At 68.5% G+C, this 13352-nt stretch carries 12 protein-coding genes; 10 read left to right on the top strand and 2 right to left on the bottom strand.

The window, feature by feature from the left end:
- Positions 1-305: 305 nt before the first annotated feature.
- From ilvC to leuB, 9 genes are all read left to right on the top strand, one after another.
- On the top strand, positions 306-1280 hold the full coding sequence (ilvC, locus tag Q0P60_RS12405) for a ketol-acid reductoisomerase (protein ID WP_294993565.1): 975 nt from the start codon (positions 306-308) through the stop codon (positions 1278-1280).
- A 39-nt stretch (positions 1281-1319) separates the two neighbouring features.
- On the top strand, positions 1320-3056 hold the full coding sequence (ilvG, locus tag Q0P60_RS12410) for an acetolactate synthase 2 catalytic subunit (protein ID WP_294993568.1): 1737 nt from the start codon (positions 1320-1322) through the stop codon (positions 3054-3056).
- On the top strand, positions 3040-3291 hold the full coding sequence (locus tag Q0P60_RS12415) for an ACT domain-containing protein (RefSeq protein WP_049428486.1): 252 nt from the start codon (positions 3040-3042) through the stop codon (positions 3289-3291). The genes ilvG and Q0P60_RS12415 overlap by 17 nt, the downstream gene beginning before the upstream one ends.
- Positions 3292-3387: 96 nt before the next feature.
- Complete coding sequence (locus Q0P60_RS12420; RefSeq protein WP_294993573.1) at positions 3388-4479, top strand: threonine dehydratase; 1092 nt, start codon at positions 3388-3390, stop codon at positions 4477-4479.
- Positions 4476-6062, top strand: a complete 1587-nt coding sequence (locus tag Q0P60_RS12425) for a 2-isopropylmalate synthase (RefSeq protein ID WP_294993575.1) — start codon at positions 4476-4478, stop codon at positions 6060-6062. Before Q0P60_RS12420 ends, Q0P60_RS12425 begins: the two co-directional genes overlap by 4 nt.
- 10 nt (positions 6063-6072) lie before the next feature.
- A complete protein-coding gene (locus Q0P60_RS12430; protein WP_294993578.1) occupies positions 6073-6846 on the top strand; it encodes a class I SAM-dependent methyltransferase in 774 nt (257 codons plus the stop codon).
- Positions 6847-6906: 60 nt separating this feature from the next.
- Complete coding sequence (gene leuC / locus Q0P60_RS12435; RefSeq protein WP_294993581.1) at positions 6907-8325, top strand: 3-isopropylmalate dehydratase large subunit; 1419 nt, start codon at positions 6907-6909, stop codon at positions 8323-8325.
- Positions 8325-8903, top strand: a complete 579-nt coding sequence (gene leuD / locus Q0P60_RS12440; RefSeq protein ID WP_294993584.1) for a 3-isopropylmalate dehydratase small subunit — start codon at positions 8325-8327, stop codon at positions 8901-8903. The genes leuC and leuD overlap by 1 nt, the downstream gene beginning before the upstream one ends.
- A complete protein-coding gene (gene leuB / locus Q0P60_RS12445; RefSeq protein ID WP_294993587.1) occupies positions 8893-9954 on the top strand; it encodes a 3-isopropylmalate dehydrogenase in 1062 nt (353 codons plus the stop codon). Before leuD ends, leuB begins: the two co-directional genes overlap by 11 nt.
- Positions 9955-10006: 52 nt before the next feature.
- On the opposite strand, the gene Q0P60_RS12450 is transcribed toward leuB, so the two are convergent.
- Together Q0P60_RS12450 and Q0P60_RS12455 are read right to left on the bottom strand one after the other, a co-directional pair.
- On the bottom strand, positions 10007-10927 hold the full coding sequence (locus Q0P60_RS12450; protein WP_294993590.1) for a hypothetical protein: 921 nt from the start codon (positions 10925-10927) through the stop codon (positions 10007-10009).
- Between the two features lie 318 nt (positions 10928-11245).
- Positions 11246-12019, bottom strand: a complete 774-nt coding sequence (locus Q0P60_RS12455; RefSeq protein ID WP_294993593.1) for an SDR family oxidoreductase — start codon at positions 12017-12019, stop codon at positions 11246-11248.
- Between the two features lie 118 nt (positions 12020-12137).
- On the opposite strand from Q0P60_RS12455, the gene Q0P60_RS12460 reads away from it, so the two are divergent.
- Positions 12138-13043: a LysR family transcriptional regulator gene (locus Q0P60_RS12460; RefSeq protein ID WP_294993595.1), complete on the top strand. Its 906-nt coding sequence runs from the start codon at positions 12138-12140 to the stop codon at positions 13041-13043.
- The last annotated feature ends 309 nt before the right edge of the window (positions 13044-13352 follow it).

Consider the following 13352-nt stretch of genomic DNA (forward strand, 5'->3'; position numbering starts at 1 on the left):
CTCGTACTTATTACCCAACCAACAGGTGCGGGACGAGCCAGCGTGTAAGCAGAAAACACACCGGAACTCGATCAAAAACCCGCACCCGCCCAGGTGCGGGTTTTTTCATTTCAGAACCTGGTTTCAGACGCAACCACCATGACCAACGCCTACCGCACAACCCGGACCTGCAGCACCACGACGCCTCGTGGTGGCTGTGCCCGTGCGATGCGCGGCGCCTCCTCCACCGCTTTCCCCTGACCGGCCGGCACGTCACCTCGACGACCGGCCGTTCTTTTTTCTTCCCACCGCAAGGAACCTCCCCCATGAGCACCAACGACCTGCCCCAGACCAAGATCGCCGTCATCGGCTACGGCAGCCAGGGCCGCGCCCACGCACTGAACCTGCGCGAATCCGGCTTCGACGTGGTGGTAGGCCTGCGTCCGGGTGGCCCGACCGAAGCCAAGGCGCAGGCCGATGGCTTCACCGTGATCGCGCCCGCCGATGCGGTGAAGGACGCCGACCTGGTCGCCGTGCTGACCCCGGACATGGTGCAGAAGAAGCTCTACAACGACGTGCTGGCCCCGAACATGAAGCAGGGCGCCTGCCTGCTGTTCGCGCATGGCCTGAACGTGCACTACGGCATGATCGAACCGCGCGCCGACCTCGACGTGGTGCTGGTCGCGCCGAAGGGACCGGGCGCGCTGGTGCGCCGTGAGTACGAGATCGGCCGCGGCGTGCCGTGCATCTGGGCGGTCTACCAGGATGTCAGCGGCAACGCGGCCAGGCATGCGCAGGCCTATGCGGCCGGGCTCGGCGGCGCCCGCGCCAACCTGATCCAGACCACCTTCAAGGAAGAGACCGAGACCGACCTGTTCGGCGAGCAGGCCGTGCTGTGCGGTGGTGCCTCGGCGCTGGTGCAGGCCGGTTTCGAGACCCTGGTCGAAGCCGGCTACCAGCCGGAGATCGCCTACTACGAAGTCCTGCATGAGTTGAAGCTGATCGTGGACCTGTTCTACGAAGGCGGCATCTCGCGCATGCTGGAATTCATCTCCGAGACCGCGCAGTACGGTGACTACGTCAGCGGCCCGCGGGTGATCGATGCCGGCACCAAGGCACGCATGAAGGAAGTGCTGAAGGACATCCAGGACGGCACCTTCACCAAGAACTGGGTGGCCGAGTACGAAGCGGGCCTGCCCAACTACAACCGGTTCAAGCAGGCCGACCTGGAGCATCCGATCGAAAAGGTGGGCAAGGAACTGCGCGCCAAGATGGTCTGGTTGCAAGGACAGGCCGCGTAACCACGCGGCCCTCCCCCACCCGCTTTGCAAGGTTCCCCCATGAACTCTCCGACACACCGCAGCGCGCCGCCCAACGGCGCGCGCTGGCTGACCCAGGCACTGGAAGCCGAAGGCGTCCGCACGCTGTTCGGCTATCCCGGCGGCACCATCATGCCGTTCTACGACGCGCTGGTGGATTCGTCGCTGAAGCACATCCTGGTGCGCCATGAGCAGGGGGCGGCGCTGGCCGCCAACGGCTTTGCACGCGCCAGCGGCCAGGTGGGCGTGTGCGTGGCCACCTCCGGCCCGGGCGCGTCCAACCTGGTCACCGGCATCGCCGATGCGATGCTGGATTCGGTACCGATGGTCTGCATCACCGGCCAGGTCGGCACGCCACTGCTGGGCACCGACGCCTTCCAGGAACTGGATGTGTTCGGCCTGACGATGCCGATCGTCAAGCACAGCTGGCTGGTGCGCAGCGTCGATGACCTGCCGCGCGTGGTGGCCGACGCCTTCCGTATCGCCCGCGAAGGCCGCCCGGGCCCGGTCCTGATCGACCTGCCGAAGGACGTGCAGCTGGCCGATGCCAGTCATCTGCCGGCGCACCTGCCGAGCAGCGTCGAACCGCCACCGGCACCGGCCGAGGCCGCCATCGCCGAGGCCATCGCGGCGCTGGCGGCCGCCGAGAAGCCAGTGGTCTACGCCGGCGGCGGCATCGCGCTGGGCGATGCCGTGCAGGACCTGCGCGACTTCGTCGAGGCCAGTGCCATCCCCACCGTGATGACCCTGCGTGGCCTGGGCGCATTGCCGGCCAACCACCCGCAGTCGCTGGGCATGCTGGGCATGCACGGCACCCGCGCGGCCAACATGGCGGTGCAGGAAAGCGACCTGCTGCTGGTGCTGGGCGCGCGCTTCGACGACCGGGCCACCGGCAAGCTGGCCGAATTCGCACCGTTCGCGCGCGTCGTCCATATCGACGCCGATGCCTACGAGATCTCCAAGCTGCGCAGTGCCGACGTCGCCGTGCCCGGCAATGTCGGCCATGCCATCCGCGCCCTGCGTGCGGCCTTCCCCTCCCCCAGGGCCCATCAGGACGCATGGCGCAAGCGCTGTGCGCAGCATCGCGATCGTTTCGCCGCCCGCTACGACGCCCCGGGCCAGCATATCTACGCGCCGGCGCTGCTCAAGCGCCTGAGCGAGCTGGCACCGGCCGATGCGGTGATCGCCTGCGATGTCGGCCAGCACCAGATGTGGGTGGCGCAGCACTGCCGCTTCAACCACCCGCGCAACCACCTGACCAGCGGCGCGCTGGGCACCATGGGCTTCGGCCTGCCGGCAGCGATGGGCGCGCAGTTCGCCTGCCCCGAGCGCACCGTGGTGCTGGTGTCCGGCGACGGCAGCTTCATGATGAACGTGCAGGAGCTGGCGACCATCGCCCGCTGCCGCCTGCCGGTGAAGATCGTGCTGCTGGACAACAGTTCGCTGGGCATGGTGCGGCAGTGGCAGGAACTGTTCTTCGCCGAGCGCTACAGCGAGATCGACCTGTCCGACAACCCCGACTTCGTGGCACTGGCGCAGGTATTCGGCATCGCCGCGACCCGCATCGATGCGCGCGACGATGTTGAGGGTGGCCTGGCCGCACTGCTGGCCGAGCCCGGCCCGGCCCTGCTGCACGTGGCCATCGATGCCCGCGCCAACGTGTGGCCGCTGGTGCCGCCGAACACCGCCAACAGCACGATGCTGGAGAGCAACCCCGCCCACGCCCGCCAGGAGACCCCCAATGCACTACCGGCTTGACCTGGTGCTGCACCCGGCCGAAGGCGCGCTGCTGCGCGTGATCGGCATGGCCGAGCGCCGCGGATTCGCACCGCGCGCGATCAGCGGCGCGCCGGTGGCCGCCGACGATGGCCGCTGGCACCTGCAGCTGGTGGTGGATGGCCAGCGCCCGGCGGAAACATTGTGCCGGCAGATCGAGAAGATCTACGACTGCGTGTCCGTCCAGGTCACCGCCGTGGAAGGAGTATCGCCATGAACACCCGTACCGTAGCGACCACGGTGCCGGTACGGAGGCGTCTTCTTCGCCGCCCGTGCCCGCATGCGGCAGTCGCCTGCACCGCGCTGGTGGCCCATGCCGGCCGCTGATGCCAGCAAGGAAAGCGATGTCGGCGACGTAAGCGTCGCCGACGTACTGGCGGCGCAAGCTCGCCTGCGCCGCTTCCTGCCACCGACCCCGCTGCACCATGCAGAGCGCTTCGGCACCTGGCTGAAGCTGGAGAACCTGCAGCGCACCGGCTCCTACAAGGTCCGCGGCGCGCTCAATGCGCTGCTGGCCGGCCGCGAGCGCGGCGACACCCGCCCGGTGATCTGTGCCTCGGCCGGCAACCACGCCCAGGGCGTGGCCTGGGCTGCCTACCGCCTGGACGTGCCGGCCATCACCGTGATGCCGCACGGCGCACCGGCCACCAAGATCGCCGGCGTCGCCCACTGGGGCGCGACCGTGCGCCAGCACGGCAACAGCTACGACGAGGCCTATGCCTTCGCGGTTGAACTGGCGCAGCGCCACGGTTACCGCTTCCTGTCGGCATTCGACGATGCCGATGTGATCGCCGGCCAGGGCACGGTCGGCATTGAACTGGCCGCCCATGCACCGGATGTGGTGATCGTGCCGATCGGCGGCGGCGGCCTCGCCTCCGGCGTCGCCCTGGCACTGAAGTCGCAGGGCGTACGCGTGGTCGGCGCGCAGGTGGAAGGGGTCGATTCGATGGCGCGTGCAATCCGCGGCGACGTCCGCGAGATCGCCCCGGTCGCCTCGCTGGCCGATGGCGTACGGGTGAAGATTCCCGGCTACCTGACCCGCCGCCTGTGCAGCTCGCTGCTGGACGACGTGGTGATCGTGCGCGAGGCCGAGCTGCGCGAAACCCTGGTCCGGCTGGCGCTGGAAGAGCACATCATCGCCGAGGGCGCCGGTGCGCTGGCACTGGCCGCCGGGCGCCGCGTCGCCGGGCGCCGCAAGTGCGCGGTGGTCTCCGGCGGCAACATCGACGCTGGCGTGCTGGCCGGCCTGCTCACCGACATCCGTCCGCGCCCGCCGCGCAAGCCGCGGCGACGGCGCAGTGAAACCCCGCGCTCGCCCACCCGGGCCAGCGCCTCCGCGTCCCCCATGTCTTCCCCTTCCCCCCTGCAAGCCGTCGCACCCGCTGTCGAGGAGATTTCCCTGTGACCACCATTGAACGAATTACCACCCCGCGCATCCGCATCTTCGACACCACCCTGCGCGACGGCGAGCAGTCCCCGGGCTGCAGCATGAGCCCGCCGCAGAAGCTGGTGATGGCGCGTGCGCTGGACGAACTGGGCGTGGACATCATCGAGACCGGCTTCCCGGCCAGCTCGCAGTCCGACCGCGAGGCGATGGCACTGATCGGCCGCGAACTGCGCCGCCCGAGCCTGAGCCTGGCCGTGTTGTCGCGCTGCCTGCAGGCCGATATCGAGACCTCGGCACGTGCACTGGAAGCGGCCGCCAATCCGCGCCTGCACGTGTTCCTGTCGACCAGCCCGCTGCACCGCGAGCACAAGCTGCGGATGACCCGCGAGCAGGTACTGGAGTCGGTACGCAAGCACGTATCGCTGGCCCGCTCGTACATCGACGATGTCGAATTCTCGGCCGAGGATGCCACCCGCACCGAGCTGGACTACCTGATCGAAGTCGCACGCGTGGCCATCGCCGCCGGCGCCACCACCATCAACCTGCCCGACACCGTCGGCTTCACCACGCCGGAGGAAATCCGCGCGATGTTCCAGCAGGTCATCGCCGGCGTCGCCGACGTGCCGAACGCCGCCAACGTGATCTTCAGCGCCCACTGCCACAACGACCTGGGCCTGGCCGTGGCCAACTCGCTGGCCGCCATCGAAGGCGGCGCCCGCCAGGTGGAATGCACCATCAACGGCATCGGCGAGCGCGCCGGCAACTGTTCGCTGGAGGAGATCGCCATGGTGCTGAAGGTGCGCCAGGCCTTCTACGAGCAGGACAGCGCGATCAATACCCCGCGCATCGTCGGCACCTCGCAGCTGCTGCAGCGCCTGGTCGGCATGCCGGTACAGCGCAACAAGGCGATCGTCGGCGCCAATGCCTTTGCCCACGAATCGGGCATCCACCAGCACGGCATGCTGCGCCACCGCGGCACCTACGAGATCATGCGCCCGGAAGACGTGGGCTGGGAGGACTCGCAGATGGTGCTGGGTCGCCACAGCGGCCGCGCCGCCGTCGAGGCCCGCCTGCGTGCGCTGGGCTTCTGGCTGGATGAGGAGGAGCTGAAGCTGGTCTTCGAGCAGTTCAAGGGGCTGTGCGAACAGCAGCGCGTGGTCACCGATGCCGACCTGCAGACGCTGATGCAGGGCGGTTCCAACGCGCAGGGCTATCGCCTGGCTTCGATGACCATCAGCGACGTCGGCAGCCGCGCCAACGCGCTGGTCGAGCTGTCCGATCCGGACGGCAACCGCGTTGCCGAAACCGCACAGGGTGATGGCCCGGTCGATGCGCTGTTCGGCGCGCTGTCGGCCGCCACCGGCGTGCAGCTGATGCTGGACAGCTACCACGTGCACAGCGTCGGCATCGGCGCCGATGCCCGCGGCGAAGCCAACCTGAGCGTGCGCCACGAAGGCGTGGAGTACGACGGTACCGGCACCAGCAAGGACATCATCGAAGCCTCCGCGCTGGCCTGGCTGGATGTAGCCAACCGCCTGCTGCGCCAGCGCCAGGCCGCCGCCCACAACAGCACCGACGTTCCCGCTTCCGCCACCGCCTGAGGAACCTGAGATGAGCGCCTTCGACACCACCACGCTGCCCGCAGGCCAGCACTGGAATGCCCAGGACTATGCGATCGATGCAGGCTTCGTGCCGCTGCTCGGCGGCGCCGTCGCGCGCCTGCTCGACCCGCGCGCCGGCGAGTGCATTCTCGACCTGGGCTGTGGCGATGGCGTGCTCAGCACTGAACTGGCGCTCAGCGGTGCACGCATCCACGGCGTGGATGCCTCGCCGGAACTGGTGATCGCCGCCCGCGCACGCGGTGTCGATGCGCAGGTGATGGACGGCCATGCGCTGTCCTTCGACAGCGCGTTCGACGCAGTGTTCAGCAATGCGGCCCTGCACTGGATGGGCAACCCGGACCGCGTGCTGGAAGGCGTACGCCGCGCCCTGCGCCCCGGTGGCCGTTTCGTCGCCGAGTTCGGCGGCCACGGCAACGTGGCCACGATCATTGCCGCGGTGCAGGCCGCACGGGTCGCACATGGCCACGCCGCCAGCAGCTTCCAGTGGTATTTCCCGAGTGCCGACGCCTACGCCGACCGCCTGCGCCAGCACGGCTTCCAGGTGCAGCTGATCGAATGCACGCCGCGCCCGACCGCGTTGCCGACCGGCGTGGCCGGCTGGCTGCGGGTGTTCGCCGCACCACTGCTCGACGACCTGCCCAACGCGGCACGGGCCACCGTGCGCGACGCGGCCACCGCCCTGCTGGCCGAACTGCCGCGCAATGCCGCCGGCCAGCCACTGGCCGACTACGTGCGGCTGCGGGTCCTTGCCCGCCGCCGCTGACTTGACCCTTTCCACCTCTTTCCCGATGTTCGCTCCTTCGTACTTCTGCCAGGCACACGCATGACCTCTGCACCCCGCACCCTGTACGACAAACTGTGGGACGCCCACGTGGTCGTTCCCGAATCCGACAGCGCACCCGCCGTGCTGTACATCGACCTGCACCTGATCCACGAGGTGACCTCGCCGCAGGCATTCACCGAACTGCGCGAACGCGGCCTGTCGCCGCGCCGCCCGGACCGCACCAAGGCGACGATGGACCACTCCACGCCGACCCTGCCGGCCGCGGCCGATGGCCGGCTGCCCTATGCCAGTGCGGCCTCTGAAGCGCAGGTGGCAACGCTGGCACGCAACTGCGCCGAGCACGCCATCGAACTGTTCGACATGGCCTCGGACAACCGCGGCATCGTCCACGTGATCGCACCGGAACAGGGCTTCACCCAGCCCGGCATGACCATCGTCTGCGGCGACAGCCACACCTCCACCCACGGTGCCTTCGGATCGCTGGCGTTCGGCATCGGCACCAGCGAAGTGGGCCACGTGCTGGCCACCCAGTGCCTGCTGCAGCGCAAGGCGAAGACCCTGGCGATCACCGTCGAAGGCGCGCTGGCGCCGGGCGTCGGCGCCAAGGATGTGGTGCTGCACATCATCGGCGTGATCGGCGTCAATGGCGGCACCGGCCACGTGATCGAGTTCCGTGGCAGCACCATCGAAGCGATGGACATGGAACAGCGCATGACCCTGTGCAACATGTCGATCGAAGCCGGCGCGCGTGCCGGCATGGTGGCGCCGGACCAGGTCACCTTCGATTTCGTCGCGCGCACCCCGCGCGGTCCCAAGGGCGCCGACTTCCAGGCCGCGGTGGCGCGCTGGCAGCAGCTGCGCAGCGATGAAGGCGCGCGCTTCGACAGCGAAGTGCGCATCGACGCCGCCGACATCCGCCCGACCCTGACCTGGGGCACCCATCCGGGTACCGCCATCGCGGTGGATGCGCCGATCCCGGCCGCCAACGATGCCGCCGCGCAGAAGGGCCTGGACTACATGCACTTCCAGGCCGGCAAGGCGCTGGCCGGCACGCCGGTGGACGTGGTGTTCGTCGGCTCCTGCACCAATGGCCGCCTGAGCGACATGCGCGAGGTGGCGCAGGTGCTGCGCGGCCGTCGCATCGCCGATCGCGTGCGCATGCTGGTGGTGCCGGGTTCGGAGATCGTCAAGCGCGAGGCCGAGGCCGAAGGCATCCATGAGATCGTGCGTGCGGCCGGGGCCGAATGGCGCGAACCGGGTTGCTCGATGTGCATCGCCATGAACGGCGACCTGGTCGCGCCCGGCCAGCTGGCGGTAAGCACCAGCAACCGCAATTTCGAAGGCCGCCAGGGGCCCGGTTCACGCACCCTGCTGGCTTCGCCGATGAGCGCCGCGTGGGCCGCCGTCAACGGGCACGTCGCCGATACCCGCGAGCTGTTCGCACAGGAGGTGGCGTAATGGCCGGTTTCCGCACCCTGAGCTCGGCCAGCGTGGTGCTGCGCCAGACCAACATCGACACCGACCAGATCATTCCGGCGCGGTTCCTGTCCACCACCGAGCGGGCCGGCCTGGGCCGCAATGCGTTCAATGACTGGCGCTGGCAGGCTGATGGCACGCCGGTGGCCGACTTCGCCTTCAATCAGCCGCACAATGCCGGTCGCAGCATCCTGCTGGCAGGCCGCAACTTCGGCTGCGGTTCCTCGCGCGAGCACGCGCCGTGGGCGTTGACCGACCTCGGCCTGCGCGCCATCGTCAGCAGTGAGATCGCCGACATCTTCCGTGGCAACTCACTGAAGAACGGCCTGTTGCCGATCGTGCTGGACGAAGCCGACGTGCAGGCGCTGATGCAGCGTCCGGACGATGAGCTGACCATCGACGTGGCCCGCCGCGAGCTGCGCACGCCGGATGGCCGCGTCTATTCCTTCCCGCTGGATGGCTTCTCGCAGACCTGCCTGCTGGAAGGCGTCGACCAGTTGGGCTACCTGTTGGGCCGCGTCCCTGAAATCGAACGTTACGAGAGTGAGCATGCACGCTGAAATTGTTGTCCTGCCCGGCGATGGCATCGGCCCGGAAGTCGCCGCCGCCGCGGTTGCCGTCCTGAACGCCGTCGCCGAACGCTTCAACCATACCTTTGCCTTCAGCGAGCACGATATCGGTGGCATTGCCATCGATCGCCACGGAGAGCCGCTGCCGGCATCGACGCTGTCCGCCTGCCAGGCCGCCGATGCGGTACTGCTGGGGGCCGTGGGCGGGCCGAAGTGGTCCGACCCGAACGCCAAGGTGCGCCCGGAACAGGGCCTGCTGGCGATCCGCAAGGCACTGGGTCTGTACGCCAACCTGCGTCCGGTACGCACCCATGAAGCCGCGCTGCACGCCTCGCCGATCAAGGCCGAGCTGCTGCAGGGCGTGGACTTCGTGGTGGTGCGCGAGCTGACCGGTGGCATCTACTTCGGCGACAAGACCCGCGACGCCGGCAGCGCCAGCGACCTGTGCCGCTACACCGTGGTCGAGATCGAACGCGTGCTGCGCAGCGCCTTCCGCCTGGCACAGCAGCGCCGGGGCAAGGTCACCTCGGTGGACAAGGCCAACGTCCTGGAAACCTCGCGCCTGTGGCGCGACGTGGCCGCGCGCATCGGCCGCGAGGAGTTCCCCGATGTTGCACTGGAGCATCAGCTGGTCGACTCGATGGCGATGCACCTGTTGGCCAAGCCGCGCGAGTACGACGTGATCGTGACCGAGAACATGTTCGGCGACATCCTCACCGACGAGGCCTCGATGCTGGCCGGCTCGCTGGGCCTGCTGCCGTCGGCCTCGCTCGGCGAGCCGGGTGCGGTCGGCATCTACGAACCGATCCACGGTTCGGCCCCGGACATCGCCGGCAAGGGCATCGCCAACCCGTACGCCACGATCTTCAGTGCGGCGATGCTGCTGCGCCATTCGCTGGGGCTGGGAGCAGAAGCCGCAGCAGTGGAGGCGGCGGTGCACGCCGTGCTGGATGACGGCGTGTTCACTGCCGATCTGGCGGCGAAGGGAACGGCCGTGAGTACGGCGGCGGCCACCGACGCAGTGCTGGCCAAGCTGGGCTGACCCATGCCGGTGCCGGGCAGTGCCCGGCACCGGCACGCAGGCGTGCGGCGGACTACGGCCCGCGGTGGATCGCCTTGGGCGTCGCACATCCCATCAGTGTTCGCCCATCGTCGGTGCGCACCACGAAGCGCTCGCGTGGTCGTCCCTGCAGTGGCGCTGCCGGCAAGGTCCAGATGTTTTCCAGGGCCGCAGCGGCGCCTGGAATCGCTGCCCGACGTGCCGTGTCGACGGACACCTCACCCAGGTCCGCTGCAACATAGCCTGACGCGTAACTGGGCTTGATCACCATCGACGACACGGCCAGGCCGTGCACGGTGATCGGCACATCCAGCGTTATCCGCTCACAACGGGCGCCGCCTGCGCCGGCCATGCAGGCAGCTGTGTCCAGCGCGCGTACCTGCGCCGGCCACGCAAGCGGGCTGCGTGAGCTGACCCGGGTCCAGAAATCGCCGAAGCGCTGCCAGGCTGCCGGGTCCGCGCGACACTCCAGCACCGCTGCCAGATCCTGGCGCCGGGCATCGGGCGCCTGCTGCTCGCCCTGCGCCTGATCCCGTTCGCGGTAATCACACGACAGATGAGCGCCTGCGCCCTCGCTTCGTATCACCCGCCAGGCCTGTGCCGCCCCAGCAACCTCCGACGCTGGCCGCCACCAGGCCCGGAACGGTTCGTGCAGCGTGCTGGTCCGCATCAGCAGACCGTCCTCGGCCACGATCCGGTCACGCTGGACCGCGTCGATGGGCATGCCCAGGCCAAGGTCGTCGACCAGCAGCTCGCCGGTGGTGATGCCACTGGCGGTGATTGGCGCAGGCAGTTCGATGCGCGTCGCCGCGCTCTCGATCTCAGGATCGCCGACTGCGCTGAAGCGCCAGCCACGCAGGTGCACCGGTCGTTCCGCTGCCACACCATAGCGTGCGGCACGCAGCTGGCTGCCCAGTGCCTGCCGCTCCGTCGGTGTCGCGCGGCATTCCAGCACGGCGATCAGGTTCCGCTGGAACCGCAGGCATCGGTGTCTGCCGGCCTTGCATCGGCGAGCCCGCTGCAGGCAACCAGCATCAGCGTGCAGGCGTGGATCGTGCGAGGAAACATGCAGGCACTCCGGCCGCTGGACAGCCGCCTATTGTGCCGCGATCCCAGCCAGGATCGCGGCACTTTCTACTGTCCACTCAGACTGCCGCCAATCTGCCGGTGGTTGTCAGTAGATCCACGCCATGCGTGGATGTTCCTGGCTCCGGTTACGCTCATCCACGCATGGCGTGGATCTACCGGACCTTTGCGCTCGCGCGACGCGCCTCTACTTGGTGGTGTATCCGCCGTTGACCAGGATGGTCTGCCCGGTCATCCACCAGCCATCGGTCACCAGGAAGCGGATCCACGGCACGATGTCGGCAATATCGGTCAGGCCGGTGCGGGTGAACGCTGACAGCGCTGCCGCGGTCTTGTGGTATGCCTGCGCATCGGCACTCTCGGCCGGGTAGAAGAACGGCGTATCCATCGGCCCGGGGCCGATCGCCGTGACCGAGATGCCACGCTCGCCGAATTCCTTCGACGCGGCACGGGTGAAATGCTCGACCGGCGCCTTGGTGCCTGCATAGCTGGAATAGAACGGAGTGAACGCCCCCAGCAGCGAGGTGACCAGCGTGCAGATGCGGCCGCCGTCGTTGACGTGGCGACCGGCCTCCTTCAGGAAGAAGAACGCCGCCTTGGCGTTGACCGCGCTCATCGCGTCGTACTCCGCTTCGCTGATGTCCAGCAGCGGCTTCTTCAGTACCTTGCCGACCGTGTTGATGGCGATGTCGGGACGGCCGACCGCCGCGACGGCGTCGGCAAACAGACGTTCCATCGCCGCCGCCGAGGTCAGGTCACCCTGCAGGGCCACGGCGGTGCTGCCGGCGGCCTGTACCGCCGCGACGGTGGCCTCGGCATCGGCCTGGGTAGCGGCACTGTTGTAGTGGATCACGATGGCCTTGGCGCCATGCGCGGCGAAGTCGCGGGCCAGCAGCCCACCCAGGTTCTTGGCACCGCCGGCAATCAGCACGGTCTTGCCGGTGAGGGAATGGTCAGTCATGGCTTCAGTCTCGGGGAGGAGGCTGCCCGGAGTGGCAACCCTGCCCTGACGACGATATCGTGCAGAAAATGCGGATAAAGCCCGCAACATTGACTTAACTTTCCAGAGCCAGCGAACAATGGATCGGATCGATCGCTTCCGCATCTTTACCCGGGTGGTCGAGTGCGCCAGCTTCACCCGCGCCGCCGACCAGCTCGGCCTGCCCCGCTCCACCGTCTCGGCGGCCATCGCCGAGCTTGAACAGCGGCTCGGCACCCGCCTGCTGCAGCGCTCGACCCGCAAGGTCTCCACCACCCACGATGGCGACGTGTTCCATGCCCGCTGCCTGCGCCTGCTCGCCGAGGTTGAAGACGCCGAGTCGTTGTTCCGGCAGGACCACGCGCAGCCGGTCGGCCTGTTGAAGATCGACGTGCCCAGCCGCATCGGTCGGCGCATCATCGCCCCCGCCCTGCCCGACTTCTTCGCCCGCTACCCGCAGCTGGAACTGGATCTGGGCATGACCGATCGCGCGGTGAACCTGATCGAAGACGGCTGCGACGCCGTACTCCGCGTCGGCCAGCTGGGCGACTCCAGCCTGGTCGCGCGCGCACTGGGCCAGCTCGACTTCGTTAACGTGGCCGCGCCCGCCTACCTGCGCGAACACGGCGTGCCGCAGCATCCCGGCGATCTGCAGCAGCATCGCGCGGTGAACTATGCCTCCCCCACCACGGCACGGGTGGAACCCTGGGAATGGCAGGACGGCAGCCAGCTGCGCACGCTGCCGATGCCCGGCTGGGTGCGGGTGAACAGCGCCGAGGCATCGATCGCCTGCTGCGTGGCGGGGCTGGGACTGCTGCAGATTCCACGTTACGACGTGCAGGCCGAGCTGCAATCCGGTGCACTGGTGGAAGTGATGCCGCAGTACGTCGCCCAGCCGTTGCCGGTGACCCTGCTGCAGCCGCATCGGCAGCACCGTGCAGCGCGCGTGCAGGTGTTCATCGAGTGGCTGCTGCCGCTGCTGCGGGTCAGCCTGCAGTTGCAGTAGATCCACGCCATGCATGGATGAAGCCCGCGCAGATCAGTAGATCCACGCCATGCGTGGATGACGGAGCCTGCCCCCTCGCAGCCACCCATGGGGTGGCTCTACTGGAGAAATTCCACGCCATGCGGGGATGACGGAGCCTGGCCCCCCGCAGCCACCCATGGGGTGGCTCTACTGGCGAAATGACCCGGAGTAGATCCACGCCATGCGTGGATGAAGCCCGCGCAGATCAGTAGATCCACGCCATGCGTGGATGACGGAGCCTGCCCCCTCGCAGCCACCCATGGGGTGGCTCTACTGGAGAAATTCCAC

Origin of the sequence: uncultured Stenotrophomonas sp., from assembly GCF_945952405.1 — a bacterium.
Taxonomy (GTDB): domain Bacteria; phylum Pseudomonadota; class Gammaproteobacteria; order Xanthomonadales; family Xanthomonadaceae; genus Stenotrophomonas.